This is a genomic window from Rhodococcus sp. C-2, from assembly GCF_027854095.1.
In the GTDB taxonomy this organism is placed as follows: Bacteria; Actinomycetota; Actinomycetes; order Mycobacteriales; family Mycobacteriaceae; genus Rhodococcus_F; species Rhodococcus_F qingshengii.
The window spans coordinates 377,261-401,675 of record NZ_JAQGFI010000002.1; the positions used below are offsets into that span (position 1 = coordinate 377,261).

Genomic DNA, 24,415 nt, shown 5'->3' on the forward strand with positions numbered 1-24,415 from the left:
CCGACGAGGCAGCTGCCTCAATCGCGATCAGGATGGATCGCCTCGTGCATACTTTCCACTGCCCTGGCGTGAGTTGAGAGCTCGGACCGAGCCGACCGAATCGTGGCGCTGTCGCTGCGTGCCCCCGGCTCGGACGACGACGAGTCCTCTCCGGGGTTCGGCGCGCCACCAGCTGGATGCTCGGAGGAGCCGGTGCGCTCTTCCCTCTCCGCGCGGGCGCGCAACAACGACTCGGACTTCGGGGTATTTCGCATCGGAGCATTGTCCCAGATCCATCTCCTATGACTCACATTGAGCGCTCTCACCCCCCGGCGACCAGGCTGTTCCTGAATATCAACACCTAGAATGTTCGCAACAAAATATCTACAGCGGTCAGGGTAGACATTCTCGCGAGGCTGTTGTATCTTTTTTCTCGTAGCAAGGAACGAGTCAAGAGATGCGGGAGAGATGAACTACCCGCAAGCAGTACCGCAGGGCAGGGACGTGCCGGGGCCGAATTCGTGTGTGAGTGTGTAGTCGGACCCGGCACCCCCCTTCAAAGCGGCTACCGGATGTCTTGTGCGAGTCCGGAAGTTCGAAAGAATGCAGTTATGTAAGTAAGTTCAACCCCATCCGGCCCCCGGCGCTCCTCGCGCCGGGGGCCCCGTCCGTTCAGCGAAAGAAGCGAGCCATTCCGGCAGATACACCACCGGGGGACCCCTCCGGCAGATTCGACGACGAGAACTATCCTGCGTACAGCATGGGACATGCGGCCGAGATCCTCGGTGTCAGGCAAGCTTTCCTTCGTAGCCTCGATGCCGCGAAACTACTTACCCCGCAACGCTCTGAGGGCGGACATCGCCGCTACTCCCGCTACCAGCTGCGCATCGCAGCCCGCGCGCACGAACTCGTAGCCAACGGCACGGCGCTCGACGCGGCTTGCCGCATCATCATCCTCGAAGACCAACTCACCGAAGCCCGTCGCATCAACGCCGAGCTTCAGCAAGCGCAGGACCTGCGAGAGGAACCGGACGCGGCACCCGAATGAGGACTGCACTGGAACAGCAGTTGCGCCTATACGGTCGATCTGACCCCTCCTCCTTCCAACTGCGGTAAATTCGGCCAATTGGGACATTGCTCGGCGTCGGTTGCTCGATTTCCACATCGAAGGGATCGCAGGCATGACTTCCTCCCACCACCGCGCTCGGGTGCGGCTGTCTGCTCTGTCGATCGCCTTGACCGTTGCCACTGCAACCGCTGCGTGCAGTTCCGACGATGACTCCGTAACAAACACGGGCAGCGCCTCTCCCAGCACCTCGAGCAGTCGGGAATCCACCGAGATCACGGACATCGTCCGCCGCCAAGTGGCCGACTTGGGCCTCAGTGCCGCTGTGTTCGGGGTGTGGCGAGGCGACGACGAAGTTGCTCTCGGCGCCGTCGGAGAGTCCCCTGTCGGAGTTCCGGCGACAACCGACATGCAGTTGCGCGTCGGCCAACCGATGGAACCGATGCTCTCGACAGTCCTGCTGCAACTCGACGAAGAGGGAACGCTTCCCCTCGATCAACCGATCGCGAAGTGGGAACCGAACTTTCCACGCGCAGACACCATCACTCCGCGAATGCTGGCCAACAGCACGTCGGGCATCTCCGACTACGTGACCGATCCACAGTTCCTCAAACTCTTCACGGACAACCCGATGAAGGGCTGGACTTCTCGAGAGATCCTGGATCTTGCCAACTCCCGCCCGCCGTTGTTCGAACCCGGCACCGGTTGGGCGTACGCGCACAGCGACCTGACGCTGCTCGGCGACGTCATGGAGAAAGCGACTGGAAAACCGCTGGGCGAACTACTTCAGCAGCGCGTCTTCGATCCACTCGGGATGGATCACAGCAGCGTTGTACTCACGTCGCAGATGGACGAACCGATCCTGCACGGTTACACCAATGAACGTGGAGTATTCGAAGACTCCACTTTCTGGAATCCGACGGCGTTCCTGCACAGCGGAAACATGAACGCGCCTGTCGCCGACGTCGGAAAGTGGGTGCGCGCGCTGGGAACGGGAGAGTTACTATCCGACAAGGCTTTCGAGCAGCAGATGGCGCCGACGACTGCGGGCTTGGGAAGTATGACGGCGGACAAGTTCTTTTCCTTCGGGACCGGGCACCTCGACGGCTGGCTGGTGATGAACCCGTCGTACGGCGGTTACAACGGTCTCGCGCTCTACTACCCCGACTCGAAGACGACGATCGTCGTCTACGCCACACTCGGGCCGACAACCAACGCGGACCTCAACAACGCCGTGTCGATGGGGAAGGAGATCGGAACCCTCCTCGAGCCGGATCACCCGCCGCAGGTACCGACGCCGTGACGCCCCACACACGCTGGTAGTAAACAGCGCCGGTCGGCAACTTCCTGTTTACGCACGGATTACCTCCAGGACTTATCGCCCCATCACCATTCTCTTCAGTACCGAACGAAACGCGTCGGACCGCGGGTTGTCTCGCCAGTGAACGAGAACGTAGATAGATGGGGACAGGCCCGATGAGGAAATACGCGATGTCAGTGGCATGCACGGTTGCAGTCACAGCGGGGGTGACTCTTGTGATGTCGGTACCTGCCGGAGCGGACCCGAATGACGGTGGGTCGTGCCCGGCCGGTGCGGTATTCGCGGTCGGCGGAACGTGGGATCCGACGGGACAAACGACGCAACCCGTCACCGACCGCTACGTCACCCAGGGTTACGCCTCCAAGCCGGTGACCTACCCCGCCAGCTTCTGGCCGCTCGGCGAACAGACGTACGACCAGAGCGTTGCCGCCGGCGCCCAGACGCTTCGCACCGAAGTCAACGCTTTCCACGCTCAGTGCCCGGGCAGCGAGATCGTCGTCACCGGATACTCACAGGGAGCACGGATTGCCGGCGACGTTCTCGGGGACATCGCACGTGACGGATCCATTCCCCAATCGCAAGTCGAAGGCGTCCTCTACGCCGACCCTCGCAACTCGGCCGGGGGCATCGAAACCGTAGTGCCCAATGTCGTTCCGGGAGCGACGATGTCCGGAGCACGCGGCGGATTCGGAGACATCGCAGTGCAGGAAGTCTGCATCGAGGGTGACGGCATCTGCAACATGCCCAAGCCGCGTGATGCGCCCGAGGTGTTCGTGGATTCGGTCTTCGGCTACTTCACGAAGCACAACACCTACACGCCGATGATGTCCGAGCCCGCTCCGCCTGCTCCCCCGGCGCTGCCGCAGACACCGTCGGTGCCACTGCAACCGGCTGACGTCGCCACTGCGATCGTGACACGGGTCGTCGAGAACATCACTCCGTATCTGAGCGCTGCACTCGCCACCGTGCTGACGAAGTAACGCGACACCGCTTGTTCGGCTGACTGAAAGTCGACCGATTCGTACAAGTCGAGGACCACCCGCGCCGTGCACCATCGAATACATGCTCACCTTCATCGTCAGATACGGGTACGTCCCGTTCATGCTCTTGGGAATCAACGGAGCCGCAATCGCGCTGGCGGCATCCGGCGCGCCGAAATGGTCACTGGTGGCATTGATTCTCTTCGCAGTGGTCTGCTCGTTCGCGGCCGAACGGGCGCTTCCCTACGAATCTTCGTGGAATGCCCCGGGACCGGACAGGTTTCGCGACGCTGTCCATGCGTTTGTCAACGAATCCCTCATCTTGGTCAGCGTCGCGGTAATCCCGTTGATGGCCGCGGTGATTCCGTTCGACGGGCTGTGGCCGAGCGGTCTTCCGTTTGTCCTTCAGGTCGTCTTCGCAGTGTTGGTTGCCGATTTCGGCATCACCGTGGTGCATTTGATCAGCCACAAGGTTGGATGGTTGTGGCGTTTCCACGCGGTTCATCACAGCCTCGAACGGTTCTACGGTATGAACGGACTGATGAAGCACCCCGTGCATCAGACTTTCGAAACCGCCGGTGGCGTCCTGCCACTGATCCTCCTCGGGATGCCCGTTCCAGTTGCCTCGGCGCTCGCGGTTTGTGTCGCTGTCCAACTCCTGCTTCAGCATTCGAATGCCGACTACCGCATCGGCCCCCTGCGTCCGATACTCGCCCTCAACGCCGGCCACCGATTCCATCACCTCAAGTGGGCGGGAATCGGTGACGTCAATTTCGGTTTGTTCACTCTGATCTGGGATCACCTGTTCCGCACTTATTCTTTCGATCCGGAAAAGCGATTCAGCAGTGACGATCTCGGAATGGCGGCCAAGCCCGACTACCCGGACGACTACCTCGGCCAGTTGGCCGAACCGTTCCGGAGACAGAACTGACGGACGAGGGGTGGAGATTCAGCCCGCGAGTACCCGTCGCATGACGGGCTTGGCTGCAAACGCACTGGCCAACACCAACGCGATCCCCACAGCCAGGGTGACGCCCAACTGAACCAGCGCCATTGGAGTGGTCAATACGGCTGCCCCTGCCAGCGGGAAGAGGAACAGCAGTGCAGCGCCGGCGCCGGCCAGTGCCATCACCACCACGGGAGTGCGAACGTGCCTCATGCGGGCGCTGTCCATCACCTCGACAGGTGTGCCGGCCAAAGTCAGACTCCGATACAGCTCACGGTTGTCGAGGATCCCGGATACCTGGGTGAGCGCAGACGAGATGGCCGCCAACGTGAATGTTGCTCCGAGAGTGAACAACACCCCGGTTCTCATGTCCGCGAACAGGAACTCCTGCCCTGGCTGCAAATCGTGCCCTTCCCCGTTGCCTATCGCGGCGAGGAGAGATGTGCCTGCGGCAACGAAGCTGGCCATCGTCACACCGCTGACCGTGCGCCACACAGCCTTCGGATTATCCAGGACCCGACGCGCCGCAATCAGCGAAGCACCGTCTTTGGCGCATTTGAGCATGATCCGTCCAAGCAGCGAAATGACGAACGGACCGACCAACGCAACAACGCCGAAGCAGAGACCAAGGCCCACCAGGATTGCCGCGATGCTTGCCGCGGAGCCCCCAAATGCACTCCACCCCAGAAGAACCCCCACCCCAGCCACCGCGAAGATCATCTTCGGTGCGGCGCTGGGATTGCCCGCCGTGACGCCCAACGGGCTCACGAACACCTGGCGCATCCCGAGCATCGACGTCAAAGCAGCCAGGATGGTCATTCCGAATACGATGCCCACCAGCGGAAGTGCGCCTACCCAAAGCTCACTCCACTCGAATGTCCGACCTTGAAATCTCAAGAGAGCTACGAGCGGCAACGCGAGGAGGTATCCCACCACACCGATCAACGCACCAGCCAAGCCCTGGATACCCGATTCCGCAGCGCACAGCGCAACGATCTGGCGAGGGGTGGATCCGATGAGTCGCAGCGAGGCAAGTCGTTCGTCGCGACGGCGCGCGCCCAAGCGGGCCGCCGCCAGACCGAGAGTGACGGCTGGAACGATCATCAACACCGAAGCAACCCCTGCGAGCGCTAGGTACGCCTCGGCTTCGGGTTCGCTCGATCTGCCCGCAAATGCACCGTAGCCGCCGAGCACCGTCAGCAACAACGTCGTCGAGGCGGCAAATGCGGACACTGGGAGCGCGAAGGTACTCAAGGCCTTTCGGCCTTCACCTCGCACCGTCATCAATGCAACGCGCGCTGTGGCCTTCATGCCGCCACCTGTGTCCCGACGAGCGAACCGGCCTGCATCATCATCGTGCGATCACACCACCGAGCGACTTCGGCATCGTGAGTGACGACGACCAACGCAGAACCGATCTGTTGAGCCGAATCACGCAACACCCTCATCACTTCCCAACTCGTCTGCGCGTCGAGGGCACCGGTCGGCTCGTCTGCGAAGAGAACGGCGGGTTTGGTCACCAACGCTCGCGCAATCGCCACACGTTGCGACTGCCCACCCGACATCTGACCCGGGCGACGGTCCTGCAGCCCGTCCAGTCCCAATGGCGCGAAGAAGCCGTGCGCCGTCCGCTTGGCTTCGGCGATGGACAACCCGTTGAGCACCAAGGGCAAAGCGACGTTCTCGATCGCCGGAAGCTCCGGCAACAGTTGGCCCGATTGAAAAACGAATCCGTACGACTCGCGTCGGAGGCGGCTGCGGTCGTTCTCACCGAGGTTCTCGATATGCCTGCCGCTCAGCAGGATTGCTCCCGAGTCGGGCTTGACGATTCCTGACATGCAATGCAGCAGAGTCGACTTGCCCGACCCTGAAGGACCCATGATGGCCGTAGCAGTACCGGCGCGCACTTCCAGCGATACACCTCGGAGCACTGGAACGTCGCCGTACGACTTGCCCAGCGCGTGGACCGACAGGACTGCGGGTGCTTGTGCGTTGTTCATGATTCCACCTTCTCGTGAACCCCTCGCCAGCACATCGGCCCAGCGCACGATCTTCGAACCGAGTGCGGTCCTACCGGAGGATGACCGGACCCCGAGCTCTGTCAGGGTCGTCACTATGATTTCCGACATGACCTGGTCCGGCGCCGTCCACATGGAGCCCGGAATTCTCATGTTCACCGGCGCAGTGGGATCCGCGCACATGCATTCGCATGCCGCCGTTCAGATCATGATCGTCGACGACGGGGACGTCACGGTCACGGACGGGGACGGCCACAGTGAAGTCGTGCGGTCCGTGGTCATTCCATCCGGGGCGGTCCACGCGTTGTCCGCCTCCGAGGGTGCGCGGGGACGAGCGATCTACGTGGACTCCACCACGGGGATGGGCCGGCGCATCAGGCCGCCTGTATCCGAGCACGGTGGTGTGGCCGACTGGTCGGACCGTGGGCGGACCGCAGTAGCGATGACGGACCGTGGCGCTGATTCGGATCTGGAATACGCAGCGAGGCTGATCGATTCACTGTCCGAAAGTAGACAGCCGTCGAACTTAGGCGCTCTTCACCCTGCACTCGAGCATGCTCTGACGATACTGCCCGAGCGACTTTCGGGGCCGATAACGGTGACGGACACCGCCGCGCTGGTCTCCATCTCGCCCGGCCGATTGGGAAGAATCTTCAACGATCAACTGCAGATGAGTTTTTCGACCTACATTCGTTGGTTGCGGCTACGACGCGCCATGGAAGTGATGAGCGGTGGCGCAAGCCTGACAACCAGTGCCCACGAGGCCGGCTTCACCGACAGCGCCCATCTCAACCGGATCTGCCACAGCATGTTCGGACTCACGCCCAGCGCCGCGACCGGCGATCTCACCTGGAATTGACGCTGCTCCTCAACTGATGCTGCCCACCGCCGACCTCGCCAGTAGCGACAGACGACTGTAGAGGCGCGCCAACCCCGGCACGTCCCGGAGGCTGCCTGCCACTTCTTCGACGTAAGCGTCGGCGTAGATCGTCAGCCGCGCATCGACGTCATAGAGAACATCGACGACATTCGCGAAACGGCGAAGGGCAAATTCCGACGCCTCGGCGAGCACCGGCACTCCGAAGATCACCCAGTCGTCGAAGCGGGCGGCGAGCGCGAGGTAATCGGCAGCCGAGGTCGAACCAGTGCACAGCACCTCGAAGTCGAACCAGACGACACCGTCTCGAATCGCCGAGCACTCCAATGTGCGTGTGCCTATCGTCAATTCGACACTTTCGCCCGAAGGCCGCGTAATTCCCGAGCCGACGAGGAATTCCCCTGTCGCAAATCGGTAGTCCCCGGCACCTGGCTGTCCCGCCGTCCGATAGTCGACGGAGCCACCCAACTCGATCACCTCGAGAGTCCGTTCGATCAACTCGATCGACGGAACGAACTGCTCGTGAAAAAGCGGATTGGGAAGAAGATCGGTCGGCGAAACATTGGACGTGACGACAACAGTCACGCCTTTCGCGACGATTGTGTCGAGAACCCTTGCCATGAACATGGCGTCGGCGACGTCGTCGAGGTGGAACTCGTCGAAACAGAGCACACGGATTCCATCGACGACGTGATCCAGTGCCACGCCCATCGAGCCGAGTTCATGCGCCCGAGAGTGCAGATCTGCAAAGAACCGATGAAAGTGAATGCGCCGCTTGCCGACCGGGAGCCCGTCGTAGAACTCGTCCATGAGCATCGTCTTCCCGCGGCCGACGCTACCCCAGAGATAGATCCCACCCCCGACCTCACCGCCCGAGATCCGGGCCTGCAGTGCGTCGAGGGCTTCGCGTGCCGCCAACTGCTCTTCGTCCAGAAGCATAAGACTCCTCTACGTCTGTAGAGTCGAGGCTAGTGATCGAAGGCAAATCGAGTCAATGTGACCCTCACGACGCACCATCTGCAGCATGCAGCTCCGGCAGCATGCAACATCGACAGCAAGGAACGACATGAAGCCTGATCGCAGAGCCCTCATCGCGGCATCCGCCGTCACGATCATCGCCGAGCAGGGCCCGCGTGCACTCACCCATCGGGCGGTTGATCAGTCCCTGGAACTTCCTGCCGGTTCGACGTCGTACTATTTCCGCACTCGCGAGGCACTACTCGAAGCAACCGCATTGCACATCGTGCACCGGTCACGTTCGATATTCGACGAACTCCGCGAGAGGCCCAGCGATCCTGCTGCCCTGACGGCCGAGTATCTCGATGATCTTCTTTCGCACCGCAGACACGAATTGATCGCGAGATATGCACTGCTCTTGGAAACTCCCCGAGATTCGGCATTGCACCAACTCCTCGAAGACAGCCTGTTTTCACGGGAGAAGGCAAGGCCTGTCTTCGACATCATTGGCGTTGACGATCCTGACGTCGCCGCCGAAAATTTTCTGAGCCTTCTGGAGGGCTTGATCTTCGACTACTGCCTCGGAGCGCGTAGCCGAGATCCCCGCTCCTCCGAAACCGTTCGGCAACTTCGGATCCCGATCGACATCTATCTGCGCGGAGTTGGTGCCACCTGAAAGATGTTGGTCAGCAGAGGCTTCCGGTGCAGGGTCGTTGACCAGAGAAGAGTGCCGCGACAAACGGGGTGCTGTCTGGAACCGAAGCCGGAACGGTTCCCAGATGATCAGTGGGATAGGTATGGAATGCAAAGTCGACACCGTTGGCAGTAAGGTCGGCCGCGAACTTCAGTGTCAGCGGTGCCGGAACATCGATGTCCGACAACCCCTGACCGATGAAGAACGGGCGGTCGTATCCTGCGGTCGGCACAGTGAGCAGGTCACGCGCAGCCTCCATGAATACTGGATTGTCCAGCGACTTCGTCAGCACCTGCCCGAGTGTGACGGTTCCGTACTTCGTGCGCGCCTCGGTGTAGCACATGTTGTTCTCGACGTCGTCGAGGATGGTCTTGCCGAGAGGGGTCAGATACGAGTCGATGTCGATATCCGGCCGCGAAGCACGCAGTCCGTCAAGAACGTTCGCGATGTAGACCGTCGTACCCTTGAGCGGTAGCGCCGGGAAAGCCGGACCACCGAGCGGTAGAAGATTCTCGATGTTCGAGGGGACACCAGTGGCGACAGCGCCGCGGTAGTCCAACTCCGGCGCGTAAGCAGTGGCAAGCGAAGCGGTGAACATAGTCGCCTGCCCGCCCTGCGACTGCCCCATCGCAACCCATGCGCTCGACAGGTCGTCGTCGACCGCACGAGCGGCACGCACCATGTCCACAACGCTGTGTGCAGCGGAACGACCGTCGAGATACGGGTGAACACCGGGTGTTCCGAGCCCCACGTAGTCGGTGGTCACGACCGCGTATCCCTGCTCCAGCCAGTGACCCAGATGCGTCGCGGTCCGTTCGAGTGGAACACTGCTGCTCGGCGCACACTGATCCGCGACACCCACCGTCCCGTGCGCGTAGGAGATGACCGGCCAACCACCCTCGGGCGGAGCTCCCTCTGGGCGATACACCACACCGGTACTCGTCATCGGCGCATCCTTCGGGCCCGTCGACCAGTACGTCACCTTCGTTGCGCTCACGGCACCCGGGATCACCCGGTCGGGACCGAGCAACTCCTGACTCACGACAGCACCCGGAGCATCGTTCGGTTCCGCTCCGGCCGGCGCCGCAACTGTCAACGCCACCAACGCACTCGCGCTCAGTCCGACGAGCGTCCTACACAGTCGCTTACTCACGTACTTCTCCTACCGATTGCGGTGACGGTGCATATGTGGTGATCGGCCCCACATCAGCTGATCGAGTTCAGACCATAGAACAGCCTTACCATTTGGTCAACCTAAATTTCCGCTGCGCATCGACCGTCGTGACACGCCTGCTCGGGTAGGGTGGCGGTGTTCGATACGTGCAGGTCCCCCGCGAGATCAGGAGGCCGAAAGGCTCTCTCATGTCAGCACCTGATCTCCCGACCTTCCCTGCTTCGCAGCAGAAGTCGGTGGCCGCGATCCTCCGAGCAGCAGGTTGCGTCTTCGCCGAAGACGAGGCTCGCCTACTTCTTCACACCGCACGCTCTCGCGATGAACTCGACGCGATGGTCGACCGACGAGTTGCCGGCGAACCACTCGAGCCCGTCCTCGGATGGGCCGAGTTCTGCGGCTTGCGCATTCACATCGACTCCGGAGTCTTCGTCCCACGCCGGCGCACCGAGTTCCTCGCCCGGCAGGCCTGCTCACTTGTCACCCCAGGAAGCGTCGTCGTCGACATGTGTTGCGGCTCAGGAGCTGTCGGTGTTGTCCTGCAGTCGACGCTCAACGCCGTCGATTTGTACGCGGTAGACGTGGAACCGGCCGCAGTGCGGTGCGCTCGCCGAAACATCACACCGCCCGAGCGTGTACTCGAAGGCGATTTATTCGAACCACTGCCGACGAAATTACTCGGTCGCGTGGATGTCGTCGTCGCCAATGCACCTTACGTCCCCACCGAATCGATCAGGCTGATGCCGCCCGAAGCCCGTCTTCACGAACCGCTGGTCTCGTTGGACGGCGGTACCGACGGACTGGACCTGCAGCGTCGCATCATCGCGGACGCCGCGCCGTGGCTACGACCGGGTGGCTGTCTTCTCGTCGAGACGAGTACGGAGCAGGTCGAAATGACTGTTGAAACATTCACTCGGGGAGGGTTTCTCACTCGGGTGGCAACCTACAGCGAGACCGCGTCGACCGTGGTGATCGGTCAGCGTTGAAGGCGATCGGATCCTGGCGTGGACCACTCCCGAGCGCGGGCGGCAAAGCCGTCGACAAAAAGCCCGAACGCGCGATCGACGCGGGCCCGGTCGCCGGTGGCCAGAAGATCCATCGACAGACCCCGCATTTGCGAGAGCAACAGAGTAGCGACAGAGGCAACATCGTCCTCGGGGCAACCCGCTTGTCGTAGACCGGCTTCCAGTGCCTCGATCCAATCGCCCACAAAACGGTCCAGGAACCGTCCGTAGCGGTCGCGGTCGCCGAGCGCGAGGGCGTAGATCTCGACCATCACCCGGAACCGCGGCAGGACCTCCGGCGTCGTACGTTCGGTCCACCACGCAGTCAGCACTGTCGCCGGATCGACCCCCGGTTTCATCGGCACCGCAATCGGAATGGACTCACCACGCATGTTCTCGATGACCTCGGAGAGCAGATTCTCCTTGCTCTCGAAATGGTTGAGTAGCGACGCATGCGACACACCCACGGCCTTGGCGAGCTGCCTCACCGTCAGTTCCCCGACACCGTTGTCGATGACGTAGCGGGTCAGCGCGTCGAGCAACTCCTCACGTCGCCCGGCGTATCTCAGGCTGCGTTTGTCGATGCGTTCGGGCTCCGGCACATATCCACCCTACCGGCCGGAATCACCAGGTCAGCGGCTGACTGCCTTCTGATACCGACGAATAGCGAACGGCACGAAGACGATCAGCAAACCGAAAGTCCACAACAACGACGCAATGACCGGATTCTGCAGTGGCCACGCATCCGGAACCGTCATTGCAGGATTGGTATTGCCGAACAATTCACGCACCGCCTGGGTAACCGCCGACACCGGATTCCATTCGGCGATCACTTTGAGCGGGCCGGGAAGATTGGTGGTCTCGACAAAAGTGTTCGCGATGAACGACAGCGGAAAGATGACGATGAAGCTCGCGTTGTTGAATACCTCCGGTGTCCGGATCCAAAGCCCGACAACAGCCATGACCCACGACAACGCGTACGCGAAGAACAGAAGCAGCGCATAACCCGCCACCGCTTCGAGGAAACTGGAGTGAATCCGCCACCCGACCAGAAGACCGGTCAACGACATGACCACCAAACTGATGACGTTGATCAACACGTCACTCGATGTTCGGCCGGTCAGCACGGCAGACGGAGCCATGGGCAGCGATCGAAATCTGTCGATGATTCCTTTCTGAATGTCTTCGACCATCCCCAAACCAGTCCAGGTAGCACCGAATATGACCGTCTGCGTGAAGATTCCGGCGATCAGGAATTCTCGATACGACGTGCCCGGGACGGAGATCGCACTGCCGAACACATACGCGAACAAGAGCACGAACATGATCGGCGACAAAGTGGTGAACACCAACAGGTCCGGAACGCGCTTGATCTTGATCAAGTTTCGCCTGGCGATGGTCAAACCGTCTTCGAGCGCCATCTGCACGGTCATTTCTGATCCTCCAGTTCAGCCTGGTGCCCGGTCAGTGTGAGGAAGACATCGTCGAGAGTGGGTCTGCGCAGGCCGACGTCGAATACGCGGATGCCTCGTGCCGACAGAAGATTCAGCGCCGCGACCAACGCGTCGGTGCCGTCGTCGACAGGAACGGTGACGCGACGGACATTCTCTTGAACCTGAATGTCCCCCACGGCAAGCGAGCGCAATTCCTCGCGGACGATGTCGAGATGCTCGACCTCGTGCACACTCAGTTCAATGCGCTCACCCCCGACCCGCGCCTTCAACTGATCTGCAGTACCGCGCGCAATGACCGAGCCGCGGTCGATGACGGCGATCTGGTCGGCCAACCTCTCGGCTTCCTCCATGTATTGCGTCGTGAGCAACAGCGTGGTCCCCTGAGCCACCAACCCTTCGATGACGTCCCAGAGACCGAGTCGCGCCCGAGGATCGAGGCCGGTGGTCGGCTCGTCGAGAAACAACACCTGCGGCCGAGCAACCAATGCGCCGGCGAGATCGAGACGTCGCCGCATTCCGCCGGAATAGCCCTTGACCGGTCGATCTCCAGCCTCGACGAGATCGAACTGCTCGAGCAATTCACGCGCTCGGGCCTTACTGCTTCGGGCGCCGAGGTGATACAGCCTCCCGACCATGTCCAAGTTCTCATAGCCCGTCAGGTACTCGTCGACCGCGGCGTACTGACCCGAAGCACCGATCTTGGATCGCAACGCCCGCGCATCCTCGACCACGTCCAGCCCGGCAACCTTGGCGCGTCCACCGTCGGGAATGAGCAGCGTCGTGAATATCCTTACCGCAGTGGTTTTTCCGGCGCCGTTGGGGCCCAACAGGGCCATCACCGAACCCTCGCGCACTTCCAGGTCGATGCCGTCCAATGCCGTGACGTCGCCGTACTTCTTGACCAGCCCCTCGGCCACAATCGCTTCGGTCATGAGCCCTCCCGCGTCGGTAATCCGTCGGTAGTCCGTTCCCCAGTGTGACCCAGGAGGCCGACACATTCCAGGAAATTTCGTCAGTTGCCCGGCTGCAATCACCTCCCTGGTTTCGCCGGTGCCTTTCGGCCACGAGGTACGGAACAGACCACACGTCCCAGTCCTGTCCAATACAGCCGATAAATTTCACCGACCTTTCGACGGATATATATCGGAAAGAAAAACCCGAAATTCTTGAACAAAGACCGCTTTCAGGTATTCATGATGAACGCGGCAGCGTTACACTCGTTCAGCAAGTGACACTCGGGCCGGTGACGGTTGACTTATGGTGTCGAATCTCGAATTACAAATCAGACAGAGGCCGAAAAGAATTGAATCACCGATTCAGTGCACGCGGGGAAGACTCACACTTCGGGGGATCGAGAAAGGCTGACTGTGCCATGAGTATCAGAACTCGATACATCCGAACTCCGTGGATCCGAAAAACGGCGAAATATTCCTTCGAGACCATCTGCTTCACCCTGGCCGTGATTGTCGCGGCCGCACTGATCGCCGCGTACAACACACAACCACGCTCCGCGTCGACGTACACGCCGGCCTCGTTCTCGGCGAATCCTGAATCTGCAGCGCTGCCCTTCGACATTCCACCCAAGTCAGCACTGAACGGAAAGTTGGTTTTCGCTCACTACTTCCCGCCCTATCCGGTTTCGATCGACAATGCGAATCCGTCTGGCGATTACTATGCGACACAATATCTTACGTTCAACGGCGAGAACAACAAACACGTTCGCTACGGAGGATTCCTCCGCGATCGGCCGACACCGCGGCAACCCATCGCCGATACGCAGTGGCGCCAACGCGACCTCGAAAACGAAGTTCGTTCGGCAATCGCCACGGGCATCGACGGATTCTCCGTCGACATCATCGCCAAGGCAACCGACACCAGTTGGTGGGGTTCCACCGTGCCCACCGCCCTGATCAAAGCGGCCGCAGCAGTCGATCCGAATTTCAAGATCATGCTCATGCCTGATATGAACGGCGCGTTCAAAAACATGACCGCAGCTCAAATGGCAGCAGAGATGAAACCGTATTCGACCATGGCATCATCGTTCAAATTGAACGACGGACGGCTCGTGATATCTCCATTCCTTGCCGAAAACAAGACTGCGGGCTGGTGGTCGGAGTTCATCACTCTGATGAAGAATTCTTACGGCATAAATGTGGCATTTGTTCCGGTTTTCCTCGACGCTGCAGCCAACCGGAATTCTTTTGCATCGATCAGCTACGGGATGTCGAATTGGGGTAATCGAAATCCGGCAGGAAATCCGCTCTCGGGATCGAACCCGAACTCTCCGATGGGACTTGCCGCTGCCGCTCACTCCTTGGGAAAGATATGGATGCAACCAGTCGCCTTCCAAGATGTTCGTCCAAGTCAGTCGATCTACGACGAGGCACAGAATTCACAGAATCTGCAGAACATGTGGCAGATTGCGATTGCGTCCAACAGTGAATGGGTACAGCTCGTCACCTGGAACGACTACAGCGAGGGAACGTCGTTCGCACCCAGCGCCGGTCATGGGCGCGCGTTACTCGACATGAGTTCCTACGGGCTGTACAGCTTCCGCTCCGGCGCCTCACCCGCGATTGTTCGCGACACCGCGTATCTCATCTACCGCAATCAGTCGGTCTCCGCGGTCCCCGTCAATCGCTCTGCTGCCCCTATGACACTGCGCCAATGGTCATCCCCCGCTCGCGATACCGTCGAAGTCCTTTCCTTCTTGACGGCGCCGGCGGTCGTCAAAGTGACGGTGGGAACCACGACAACCACCTGCAATGCCCCGGCCGGGATGAGCAGCTGCATCGCCCCGTTGAAAGTAGGTTCCATCAAGGCCTCTGTCGTTCGCGGCACTACCGAGGTGTCTCGGGTGAGTTCGCACGCGGCGGTGACGGCCACGCCGTACAACCAGAATCTCGAGTACCTGGTCGATTCCAGTCGGAGATAACGGTGACGAAGATCGGGTGAGTCCGTCGACTCACCCGATCTTCGTTGCGCCATCGGTTTCAGCGGCAATTGGTAACTCGGGCCGCGATACCGCCCCCGTCCGCTCCACCCTCACTGCCAAGGTCACCGCGGCCGCCAGTGCCGATACGCCCGCTCCGATCCAGTACAAAACCGCGAACGAATGCAGGGTCGGCACAGTGCTCGCACCGATCACCACCGTCGAACCGGCCAATACCGCTGCCGCAACGGCGCTTCCGGTGGAGGTACCGACCGAACGGAGCAGGCTGTTGAATCCGTTGGCCGAGGCAGTCTGATGGATCGGCGCAGATTCGGTGATCAGAGTCGGCATGGCTGCCAGGGAAAATGCCACACCGGCCGATACCACGGCAGCGCCGATCACGATATTGACCAGCGTCGGCGTCAACAGCACACGCAAGACGTATCCGATTGCGATGACGATCGCTCCTGAGGCCAACGTGGCCTTCGCTCCCCATCGCCTCGTCACCTTCGACGACACCGGCGCCAATCCGATCATCAGGACTCCGCCCGGCATCATCGCCAGTCCGGCTTCGGCAGCCGAGAGTCCGAGACCGTCCGCCGACGCCAGGGGCAACTGAAGTTCCTGCGTTGCCGCCAACGCGCTGATGAACATGGCAAAACCGAGTAATACTGCGCAGACGTTCGAAACCAGAATCGGAGCGCGAAGTGAAGTCCGCAGATCGACCAGCGGTGCCGGCGTGTGCAGTTCCCACGGAATCCATCCACAGAGCAAGACCACGCCGGACGCGATCAGAACCAGAACCTCGGGGCTTGCCCAGCCCCATTCGGTTCCTTTCGAAACGGCCAGCAGCAGTGCAGTCATAGCGAGCGTGAGGACTGTGGCTCCCAGAAAGTCGAAGCGTCCGCGACTCTTCACAGCCGATTCCGGCACCACCAGCGGCAAGACGACTATCAGTACGACCCCGAATCCACCGGTGACCCAGAAAAGCGCGGGTAGTCCCCAGTGCGCCGAGATCACCCCAGCCATCGGCATACCGAACATGCCACCGATCCCCAACGTCGCACTCATGAGAGCTACTGCACCACTGAGCTTTTCCGGAGGAAGGACATCGCGCATGATGCTGATTCCGACGGGCAGAAGTGCCGTCGCGAACCCCTGCAACGAGCGCCCGAGGATCAGTAACCAGAAACTCTGGCTGAGCGCCGCAACCATGCAGCCGACGATCATCACGGCAAGACAGACGAGCATCATCGCGCGCTTACCGAACATGTCGGCGAGTCTGCCGATGAGAGGGGTTGCGACGGCACCGGTCAGCAACGTCGAGGTCACCAGCCAGGAAGCGGTGGAGGACGATACTCCCGATGCCGTCGCGAACGCAGGCAGGACCGGCACCACCAAGGTCTGTTGCAGCGCGACCACCACACCGCTCAGACTCAGGATGCCGACGACCCACCCGGTCCGCGCTTTCGCGCGAACAGTCTTGTCCGTCAAGCGTTCGAGCGAGCGGCTACTCCGGCGTCGACAGGAACCACGATGCCACTCATGTGGGCACTCGCGTCGGCGGCGAGGAACAGGACTACTCGCGTGATCTCGAAGGGATCCAGCCAACCGACCGGCTGCGCATGCAGAGTCGCGTACACGGGTTCGACGTCGTCTGCCGTCGGCGATTCGAGGTCAGGCCGCATCATCGCGTACATCATGTCGTTGTGAATCATCGGCGTCGAGATGTTCCCCGGTGCAATAGCATTCACGGTCACACCCGAGTTTGCCAGTTCGAGCGACACACTCTTCGTCAAACCGATGACGCCCCACTTGGAGGCGCCGTACGCAGCCATCTGGGTGCCACCGGAGCGACCCATCATCGAGGAAATCGTGATGATGCGACCGTAACCACGTTCCGCCATTCCACCTGACACGGCCGCAACGGTGTTGAACACACCAGTCAGGTTCGACGAGATGACTTCGTTCCACTGTGCCGACGTCATCGACGTGATCGGAGCGGGCACGGACACACCGGCATTCGCGACGGCGATGTCGACACGGCCGAACTCGGCTTCAGCGCGGGCAACGAGCGCGTCCATTGCGTCGCGATCAGCAGTGTCTGCCTTGACGGCAATGCACCGACGACCGGTGGCTTCCACCAAACGAACGGTTTCCTTCAGATCCTCCTCGTTTGCGAGGGGGTAGGCGACGACATCACTGTTCTCGCACCGGTCGCAGATCACGATGTCCGCGCCACGCTCCGCGAATGCGACAGCGTGGGCGCGCCCCTGACCGCGTGCGGCGCCGGTGATCAGTGCAACTTTTCCTTCGAAGCTGCCTTCGAGGCTGTTCATGCCGTCTCCTAGTTCGTCGTATGCAAGCGTGCGCTGTACTGCATGCGTACTCCGAACCCGCCCGAAAGAAACAGTCGATCCCGGACAGCGGGAATCCAGCCGATCACTGGTAAACGGCGGTCTCGAATTCCAGGTATCCGTTGATGGATCCAGCGTCCGCGAACGGCAGAATCTGCGTTGCCCAGAACCCGCCGACGCCGGTCTGCCGGTCGATCCAGTAATAGAGGTTGGCAAGACCCGCCCAAGCCAGCGATCCGGCCGGCCTACCGGTGGGTGCCACCTCTTCATTTGTCATGAAGGAGTATGCCCATCCTTTGGGTACACCGGGGAAGAATTCCGCATCGTTGGACAGCGTCGGGAGAACTCCGGGCAACAACCCCACGTGCTGGCCTTCGAGCCCGTTCTGAACGGCTGCAGCTACCGTCTCCGACGACAACACGCGACCCGAAGTGCCCGCGCCGTCGTTGAGCCACATACGGATGAACTTCATGTAGTCGCCGACAGTGCCGTGCAAACCGTGACCACCCATGTGCACCTCGGGTTCGGCCGGAAGCTCGAATCCGATGAGCGGAGTGAGGCTTCCGTCGCTCTCACGCTGATGGATCGGCGCAAGTCGATCCTTCATCGACGGGCTCATCGTGAATGCCGTATCGGCCATCTCGAGAGGTTCGAAGATGCGCTCGCGCATGACATCGCCGAGTCGCTGACCTCGAATCGACTCGACGACCTGTCCGGCCCAGTCGATGTTGGTGCCGTACTCCCACTTCTCACCCGGGTCGAAGAGCAGCGGTGTCGTGAGCGCCGCTTTGCTACACGTGATCACGCTGGGCTGCCCATGTTCCTGCGAGAGCCGGTTGTACGACTCGTTGAAGAAGTCGTAGCCGAACCCTGCAGTGTGAAGGAGCAGCATGCGAGTGGTGATGTCACGCTTGGGTTCCCGAAGAACGGGGTTTCCGCCGGCGTCGAAACCGTCCAGGACCTTCAGCTCACCGATGTCGGGAACATAGGTCGCTGCAGGTGCATCGAGATCGAGCAATCCCTCCTCCACACATTGCAGGACAGCGGTACCGGTGATCGCCTTGGTGGTGGAGAAGAGCGCAAAGGTTGTATCGAGGGTCATCGGTTCGCCGTGACCGAGAGTCCGCTCGCCCGCAGCACCCTCGTAGATGTTGCCTTCTCGATCCGTGATCATCGCGACCACACCCGGGACGCGATCAGCCCCCTGAGTTGCTCGCGCCAGCACGTCGTCGAGGCGCTGCTTCGAAAGGGGCTTCCGCGCAATATCTTCGATCGTCACTGCATTTCTCCATCCGACTTGCAACTTGTCTTGTCGAACAGAATGTAACGGCGATCACACACCCGGCTCTGCCTCGAAACGGCAGGAAAACTGTCTCGTTTCGGCAGAACCGGGCAGAGATTGGAGTCAGCTCTGGGGCGCTCCGATATTCACCAGCCAGGAAATGCCAAATTTGTCTGTACAGGCGCCGAATTCGTCGCCCCACATCTGCTTCTCGAGTGGAACGCTCACCGTTCCCGTTCCCGACAACTGCTCCCAGTACCCGCGCAGCACATCGCCGTCGTCGCCGCTGAGGCTGACCGTGATGTTGTCGCCGGGGTTGTACGGCATGCCGGGCGGAGTGTCGGCACCCATCAGGGTGTATCCCTGATCGGTTTCGAGCATTCCGTGCATGATCTTGTCGCCGCCTTCACCGGGATTGCCGAACTCACCGAACGTGCTCAGCGCCAGCGTGCCACCAAAGATTTCTTTGTAGAACTCCAACGCCTCACGGGCATTGCCGTTGAAGCTGATGTACGGATTGAGTCGAGTTGCCATGACGTACTCCTAGCTCGTGGGATTGCTGTCACGTTCGATTTCAATCCTTGCAGAACGCTCCGACACGAAACAACGGATCACGGCAGTTCATCGAGTGCGTAAAACGATCGTCATGACCGTTCAAACAACTGTCCTCAGAGTCGATTCCGGGTCTCGGAAGGCAACTCTCCGAACCGTTTCCGGTATGTGGCCGCAAACATGCCCAGATTGACGTAGCCCCAGGCGTTGGCGATTTCGGAGACGGTTCTCCCGTCGGAACGCAACAGTTCGCCGCGTACACCCTCCAACCGACGCGCGCGCAATCGTTGCCCCGGCGTGGTGTCTCGGTACCGTCGAAATCCCGCAGTGAGCGCCCGGACACTGACACCCACCGCAGCCGCGATCTCCGATGCCGTCGGCACCGAGCGAGCAAACGTATCGATGTACTCCTCTGCCGATCGCACGTAGGCAGGTTCGGCGGAGGCGACGTCGACGTCGAGTTGCAGCCCGGCCTGCGTCGCCCACTCGTCGAGAAGCTGAGCCGCGATGAGTTCTTGAACCCTGGCACCCAGCCTTTCGCTCGACATCGCCTCAGGCGACTCTGCAATTGCGCGAACGACGTAGTCCATCAATGCCAGCCAACTCGAGCCCCGCCCGCCAATGGTGCACTTGTGCCGCCACAGACGGTCGTCGGGAACCGACCCGAACCATTGCATGGCGTGATCGGCGACAAGCTGATGCGGCACAGTGAGATTCAGCTGCAGATGATCTTCGTCGAATTCGACGAAGTAGTCGGTCCGGCTACAGTCGGCGACGAAGGTCTCCCCCACGGCAGTATTCACCGCAGTTCCTCCGCCGAGGGCATGTCGACCGTTGCCTCTGATAGTCGTCAGAACCAGAATGTTTCCGGCCTCAGGCGAACATTCACCGACGGAGACCGGAATCCCGTAACAGAATCTGGTGACGTCGATCTTGCCGACTGCCGCGGAGTACATGTCCGAAGCCGGCTTCAACCGACTTCCGATCGGCGTGACCGTATACGGCATGTAGATGTTGTCGGACCACTCCTTGATGCGGTCCCAGTCCCGAGAAAAGGCCTGGTGATGCTGCATAGTGGGCCGGCCGGCCGCGTCGATGAGCAAGGCATCCTCGAACATGGTTCGAGTATCGCACCAGGGCCCGGGAAGGTCACGCGAAGTGAGATGACGTGATCTCTGGCTGTACGGCGGCGGGTCGTGTTGCAGCAAAAAGCAGCGAATCCACCGCGGTCCCCCGGATCACCATGTGTGCCCTCATTCGCCCCTCCTCCTCCATTCCGATTTTGGTGAGCACCGACGCCGACGCCGAATTCTCCGGACGACACGTTGCCTGCACTCGCTGCGCTCCGAAGCGAGCAAAGGCGAATTCCAGAACCGCGCGCCCCGCCTCCGACGCATAGCCCCGCCCTTGGAACTTCGGGTTCACGACAAAACCGAGTTCCGCCCGCCGGTGCGCGGCGGATACTTCCCACACAGCTATCGAGCCGATGACCGCTCCATCGGCCTTCGACGTGATGGCCAGGGTGAACGTGCGACGTTCGACGAGCGCAGCTTCGAGTGCCGCGTCCGCCAGGAATGCCCTGGTCACCGCGGGGGTGTTCGGCCCCCAATCAACATATCTACAGACGGCAGGGTCGGACGCGTACTGATGGACGGCACCTTCATCCGCGGCAGTGAAATCTCGAAGAACAAGGCGTTCCGTAGTCAACGTGAACATCCAGCGATCCTAGAGCGAGCCCAAAAGCACCTCTTGACTCGAACGCATGTTCGAGCATGATTTGGGGAGGGGATCGGGGGATTCAATGAGTGTCTTGTTGTCGGACGTGGTTTCGGGTTCTGCGGTGGGGTTACGTGGACGTCTGTGGCAGTTGTCTGCTTCTGAGTTGCGTACCGCTGCTATCGAGGCGAGTGCGGAGATTCTGCGTCTCGAGGCTGTGCGGGTGGCGGTGGTCGACGAGATGTCGATGCGCCCGGATGATCAGGTGATCGCCAGCCGCGGAGTGGGGTCCTGGTTGGCGGGCAACACGATGCTGCAGGTTCGGGACGGGAAAAAGATCGCCGCGTTAGGTGCAGCTTTGCGGCCGTTTCCGGCGGTGGCTGCTCGGTTCGATTGCGGGGACTGCTCGTTCGAGCATGCCGTGTTGATCGTGGCGTTCTGTGAATCACCACCGAAAGGCATGCCAGACGAAGCGCTCCCTCGCTGTATCGACCTACTGCTTGCGGCTGCTTCCGGAGTTGAGGCGACGACGACAAAAGTGCGGAACGTGATCGCGACCTTGGAGCGGTTGTTCGAATCGGATGAGATCCCGCCCGCCGAGGATGTCGATCTCAATGAGTTGCGGATCGCCTCGACGCTCAATGGTCGGGTGGTGGTGCGCGGCGATTTCGATGCCCTGACCGGTGAAATGCTGTTGTCGGCGTTTCGAATCTGACGATGCCGACCCCGGCACCGGATGGGACGCCGGATGCTCGGTCGGCGGCGAAACGCACGGCTGACGGGTTCACCGAACTGATCCGCCGCTATCTGGACTGCGCCAAGACCGGTACCGATGGTGGTCAGCGTCCGCATGTGAACGTGCACATCAATGCTCGTGATTTGGCGGAGCATCGGGATTGCGCCGCCGCACCCGCTGCTTCTGATGACGGAATGGCTGTGTCGGATCTTGATGTCGGGCACATGCCCTGGCTGGGCCCGCTGTCGGTGTCGCAGACCAGGCTTCTCGGGTGTGATTGTTTCCTGTCGACCGTTCTGCTCGACGATCACGGCGCGCCCTTGGATGCGAAACCAGGAAAGAGGTTGGTCACCGCCGAACAACGGACTGCGTTGATTGCCCGCGACAGAGGCTGCGCGTTCCCGGGTTGCACATGCGTGCCCGCCTGGACTGATGCGCACCACATCCGGCACTGGGCGAACGGTGGCCCGACGGTGATGAACAACCTGGTGCTGCTGTGCCGTTCACATCACCGACTGATGCACCGGAAATCAGGGTTCGTCGGCAAATGGGAAATCCGAATAGGCGCCGACAACAAACCCTGGTTCATCCCGCCACCCTCGATCGACCCGCAGCAGCACCCGAGGCCGGCGAACACCACCTTCAAAACCTGAGAGGTCAAACCTCTTTGGCGACAACAGAACACGGACCGAGCACCGCATCGAAGGAGACCTCGATGCGGTGCCAACCGGCCGTGACGCTTGATGAAGCTGTGCCCACGATAATCAGCGAGTCAGCACAAGCCCCGATGTCGGAACGCCCGTTCCCGCAGTCACCAGTACATTCTCGACGGAGTCGACCTGGTTGACCGAAGTACCGCGGATCTGCCGAACACCCTCGGCGATACCGTTCATCCCGTGAATGTATGCCTCGCCGAGCTGTCCACCATGGGTGTTGATCGGAAGCTTGCCGCCGAGTTCGATTGCGCCACCGGCGATGAAGTCCTTTGCCTCTCCCCTGCCACAGAAACCGAGTTCCTCGAGCTGCATCAGAACATAGGGCGTGAAGTGGTCGTAGAAGATCGCCGTCTGCATGTCCGACGGGCGCAGCCCACTTTGTGACCAGAGCTGATCGCCGACAAGGCCCATCTCCGGTAGGCCGGTCAAACCGTCGCGGTAATAGCTGGTCATGATGTATTGATCTGCCCCGCTGCCCTGTGCGGCGGCAGCGATAACGGCGGGGGTGTTCTTCAGATCTTTGGCTCGTTCTGGCGAGGTGACGACGATCGCGATGCCGCCGTCGGATTCCTGGCAGCAATCGAGGAGATGCAAAGGTTCAGCGATGAATCGCGAGTTCTGATGGTCCTCGAGGGTAATCGGTTTTCCGTAGAAGAACGCCTTCGGATTGGTGGCTGCATGCTTACGGTCGGCGACGGCGATTCGACCGAAGTCCTCGCTGGACGCTCCGTATACGTGCATGTATCGCTGCGCGACCATCGCGACAAAGGATGCGGGAGTACCCAATCCGTGAGGATAGGAAAAGGCGTTGTCCGTTCCCGACGAATTGACCTGCGCCACAAGGCCGGAGTTCACCTGCCCGAAACGCGCACCCGATCGCTCGTTGAACGCGCGGTAAGCGACGACGACGTCTGCGACGCCGGTGGCAACAGCCATGGCGGCCTGCTGAATCGTCGCCGCAGCGGCACCACCACCGTAGTGAATACGACTGAAGAACTTGAGGTTCGGGATACCCACCGAACGAGCCACTGCCACTTCGGTGTTGGTGTCCATGGTGAACGAGGTAAGACCGTCGACGTCGACGGGTGTCAGACCGGCGTCGTCCAACGCGGCTTGAACAGCCTCGGCGGCAAGTCGCAGTTCACTGCGACCGGAGTCCTTCGAGAAATCCGTGGCTCCGATTCCGACGATCGCTGCCTTGCCGGACAATGCGCTCATTCAATGTCTCCGTTTTCAATGTCTCCATTCGAGCCCGACGCCGGAAATGCCAGTGTGACCTGTGCGGTGATGTGATCTCCCAGGCTGTTCTTGCCGACCACCGCGAGCGACACGAGATCCTCGTCGTAGGAGGTCACCGTTCCGGAGAGCGTCAAGGTGTCGTAGGCGTACCAGGGGACTCCGAGGCGGAGTTTGATCGACGTGAGTACAGCTCGCGGTCCGGCCCAATCGGTCACGAATCGCTGCACCAAGCCGGTGTCGGTGAGGATGTTGACGAAGATGTCCTTCGAGCCGCGTTTCTGTGCGAGATCGCGGTCGTGGTGAACATCTTGAAAATCGCGGGTAGCGAGCGCCGCCGAGACCACAAACGTCGGGTCGCCGTAAATCGAGAGCTGCGGAAGAACCTCTCCCACAGTGATATCCGTCGTCAAAGTCATCG

At 60.9% G+C, this 24,415-nt stretch carries 24 protein-coding genes and 1 pseudogene; 9 read left to right on the forward strand and 16 right to left on the reverse strand.

Going from position 1 to position 24,415, the window contains the following annotated elements; genetic code table 11:
* Positions 1-17: 17 nt before the first annotated feature.
* Positions 18-254, reverse strand: a complete 237-nt coding sequence (locus PCS43_RS05530; RefSeq protein WP_007734072.1) for a hypothetical protein — start codon at positions 252-254, stop codon at positions 18-20.
* A 485-nt stretch (positions 255-739) separates the two neighbouring features.
* Between PCS43_RS05530 and PCS43_RS05535 the strand changes: the two genes are divergently transcribed.
* The 4 genes from PCS43_RS05535 (at position 740) to PCS43_RS05550 (ending at position 4,277) form a co-directional block, all read left to right on the forward strand.
* Positions 740-1,027 (forward strand): MerR family transcriptional regulator, encoded by a 288-nt coding sequence (locus tag PCS43_RS05535; protein WP_003945791.1) that lies wholly within the window; start codon positions 740-742, stop codon positions 1,025-1,027.
* A 133-nt stretch (positions 1,028-1,160) separates the two neighbouring features.
* The gene (locus tag PCS43_RS05540) at positions 1,161-2,348 is read left to right on the forward strand and encodes a serine hydrolase domain-containing protein (RefSeq protein WP_209911332.1); all 1,188 of its coding nucleotides are present in this window, start codon (positions 1,161-1,163) and stop codon (positions 2,346-2,348) included.
* A gap of 188 nt (positions 2,349-2,536) precedes the next feature.
* Positions 2,537-3,346, forward strand: coding sequence for a PE-PPE domain-containing protein (locus PCS43_RS05545; protein ID WP_209448347.1), 810 nt, complete (start codon positions 2,537-2,539; stop codon positions 3,344-3,346).
* A gap of 82 nt (positions 3,347-3,428) precedes the next feature.
* The gene (locus tag PCS43_RS05550) at positions 3,429-4,277 is read left to right on the forward strand and encodes a sterol desaturase family protein (RefSeq protein ID WP_064688615.1); all 849 of its coding nucleotides are present in this window, start codon (positions 3,429-3,431) and stop codon (positions 4,275-4,277) included.
* 18 nt (positions 4,278-4,295) lie between these two features.
* Here PCS43_RS05550 and PCS43_RS05555 read toward each other — a convergent pair whose 3' ends face one another.
* Both PCS43_RS05555 and PCS43_RS05560 read right to left on the reverse strand, forming a co-directional pair.
* The gene (locus tag PCS43_RS05555; protein WP_209448346.1) at positions 4,296-5,603 is read right to left on the reverse strand and encodes an FtsX-like permease family protein; all 1,308 of its coding nucleotides are present in this window, start codon (positions 5,601-5,603) and stop codon (positions 4,296-4,298) included.
* A complete protein-coding gene (locus PCS43_RS05560) occupies positions 5,600-6,445 on the reverse strand; it encodes an ABC transporter ATP-binding protein (RefSeq protein WP_007734065.1) in 846 nt (281 codons plus the stop codon). The genes PCS43_RS05555 and PCS43_RS05560 overlap by 4 nt, the downstream gene beginning before the upstream one ends.
* Here PCS43_RS05560 and PCS43_RS05565 point away from each other — a divergent pair.
* Entirely contained in the window at positions 6,420-7,169 is a 750-nt protein-coding gene (locus PCS43_RS05565; protein ID WP_058227273.1) for a helix-turn-helix transcriptional regulator, read from the forward strand. The two genes, PCS43_RS05560 and PCS43_RS05565, sit on opposite strands and share 26 nt — an antisense overlap.
* Before the next feature lie 9 nt (positions 7,170-7,178).
* On the opposite strand, the gene zapE is transcribed toward PCS43_RS05565, so the two are convergent.
* Positions 7,179-8,126, reverse strand: coding sequence for a cell division protein ZapE (gene zapE / locus PCS43_RS05570; protein WP_209911327.1), 948 nt, complete (start codon positions 8,124-8,126; stop codon positions 7,179-7,181).
* A gap of 127 nt (positions 8,127-8,253) precedes the next feature.
* On the opposite strand from zapE, the gene PCS43_RS05575 reads away from it, so the two are divergent.
* Positions 8,254-8,820 (forward strand): TetR/AcrR family transcriptional regulator, encoded by a 567-nt coding sequence (locus tag PCS43_RS05575; protein WP_209911322.1) that lies wholly within the window; start codon positions 8,254-8,256, stop codon positions 8,818-8,820.
* Between the two features lie 10 nt (positions 8,821-8,830).
* Here the strand turns inward: PCS43_RS05575 and PCS43_RS05580 are convergent, their stop codons facing one another.
* Positions 8,831-9,991, reverse strand: coding sequence for a lipase family protein (locus PCS43_RS05580; RefSeq protein WP_047269627.1), 1,161 nt, complete (start codon positions 9,989-9,991; stop codon positions 8,831-8,833).
* Between the two features lie 209 nt (positions 9,992-10,200).
* Here PCS43_RS05580 and PCS43_RS05585 point away from each other — a divergent pair, with 209 nt between their 5' ends.
* Positions 10,201-10,995, forward strand: coding sequence for a putative protein N(5)-glutamine methyltransferase (locus PCS43_RS05585; RefSeq protein WP_208689889.1), 795 nt, complete (start codon positions 10,201-10,203; stop codon positions 10,993-10,995).
* Here the strand turns inward: PCS43_RS05585 and PCS43_RS05590 are convergent.
* Genes PCS43_RS05590 through PCS43_RS05600 form a run of 3 tightly spaced genes read right to left on the reverse strand, consistent with a single transcriptional unit; the run spans position 10,986 to position 13,399 of the window.
* Entirely contained in the window at positions 10,986-11,615 is a 630-nt protein-coding gene (locus tag PCS43_RS05590; protein ID WP_007734052.1) for a TetR/AcrR family transcriptional regulator, read from the reverse strand. The genes PCS43_RS05585 and PCS43_RS05590 overlap by 10 nt on opposite strands.
* A 30-nt stretch (positions 11,616-11,645) precedes the next feature.
* Positions 11,646-12,446 carry an ABC transporter permease gene (locus PCS43_RS05595; protein WP_003945537.1) on the reverse strand — a complete coding sequence of 267 codons (801 nt, stop codon included), beginning with the start codon at positions 12,444-12,446 and terminating at the stop codon, positions 11,646-11,648.
* A complete protein-coding gene (locus PCS43_RS05600; RefSeq protein WP_003945489.1) occupies positions 12,443-13,399 on the reverse strand; it encodes a daunorubicin resistance protein DrrA family ABC transporter ATP-binding protein in 957 nt (318 codons plus the stop codon). Before PCS43_RS05600 ends, PCS43_RS05595 begins: the two co-directional genes overlap by 4 nt.
* A gap of 44 nt (positions 13,400-13,443) precedes the next feature.
* Here PCS43_RS05600 and PCS43_RS05605 point away from each other — a divergent pair, with 44 nt between their 5' ends.
* On the forward strand, positions 13,444-15,402 hold the full coding sequence (locus tag PCS43_RS05605) for a glycoside hydrolase family 71 protein (RefSeq protein WP_270923001.1): 1,959 nt from the start codon (positions 13,444-13,446) through the stop codon (positions 15,400-15,402).
* 30 nt (positions 15,403-15,432) lie between these two features.
* Here PCS43_RS05605 and PCS43_RS05610 read toward each other — a convergent pair whose 3' ends face one another.
* The 6 genes from PCS43_RS05610 to PCS43_RS05635 form a co-directional block, all read right to left on the reverse strand.
* Positions 15,433-16,893, reverse strand: a complete 1,461-nt coding sequence (locus tag PCS43_RS05610) for an MFS transporter (RefSeq protein WP_209911315.1) — start codon at positions 16,891-16,893, stop codon at positions 15,433-15,435.
* On the reverse strand, positions 16,890-17,738 hold the full coding sequence (locus PCS43_RS05615) for a mycofactocin-coupled SDR family oxidoreductase (protein ID WP_003945658.1): 849 nt from the start codon (positions 17,736-17,738) through the stop codon (positions 16,890-16,892). Before PCS43_RS05615 ends, PCS43_RS05610 begins: the two co-directional genes overlap by 4 nt.
* A gap of 103 nt (positions 17,739-17,841) precedes the next feature.
* A complete protein-coding gene (locus PCS43_RS05620; protein WP_260646520.1) occupies positions 17,842-18,981 on the reverse strand; it encodes a serine hydrolase domain-containing protein in 1,140 nt (379 codons plus the stop codon).
* A 180-nt stretch (positions 18,982-19,161) separates the two neighbouring features.
* On the reverse strand, positions 19,162-19,572 hold the full coding sequence (locus PCS43_RS05625; protein ID WP_047269632.1) for a VOC family protein: 411 nt from the start codon (positions 19,570-19,572) through the stop codon (positions 19,162-19,164).
* A gap of 134 nt (positions 19,573-19,706) precedes the next feature.
* Positions 19,707-20,708 carry an AraC family transcriptional regulator gene (locus PCS43_RS05630; protein ID WP_209911312.1) on the reverse strand — a complete coding sequence of 334 codons (1,002 nt, stop codon included), beginning with the start codon at positions 20,706-20,708 and terminating at the stop codon, positions 19,707-19,709.
* A 31-nt stretch (positions 20,709-20,739) separates the two neighbouring features.
* Positions 20,740-21,306 carry a GNAT family N-acetyltransferase gene (locus PCS43_RS05635; RefSeq protein WP_209911307.1) on the reverse strand — a complete coding sequence of 189 codons (567 nt, stop codon included), beginning with the start codon at positions 21,304-21,306 and terminating at the stop codon, positions 20,740-20,742.
* Positions 21,307-21,391: 85 nt separating this feature from the next.
* Between PCS43_RS05635 and PCS43_RS05640 the strand changes: the two are divergent.
* Positions 21,392-22,695: pseudogene (locus PCS43_RS05640) on the forward strand (DUF222 domain-containing protein).
* Positions 22,696-22,806: 111 nt separating this feature from the next.
* Here the strand turns inward: PCS43_RS05640 and PCS43_RS05645 are convergent.
* Both PCS43_RS05645 and PCS43_RS05650 read right to left on the reverse strand, forming a co-directional pair.
* Entirely contained in the window at positions 22,807-23,976 is a 1,170-nt protein-coding gene (locus PCS43_RS05645) for a lipid-transfer protein (RefSeq protein ID WP_209911305.1), read from the reverse strand.
* On the reverse strand, positions 23,973-24,413 hold the full coding sequence (locus PCS43_RS05650; RefSeq protein WP_020968404.1) for a MaoC family dehydratase: 441 nt from the start codon (positions 24,411-24,413) through the stop codon (positions 23,973-23,975). The genes PCS43_RS05645 and PCS43_RS05650 overlap by 4 nt, the downstream gene beginning before the upstream one ends.
* Positions 24,414-24,415: the final 2 nt, after the last annotated feature.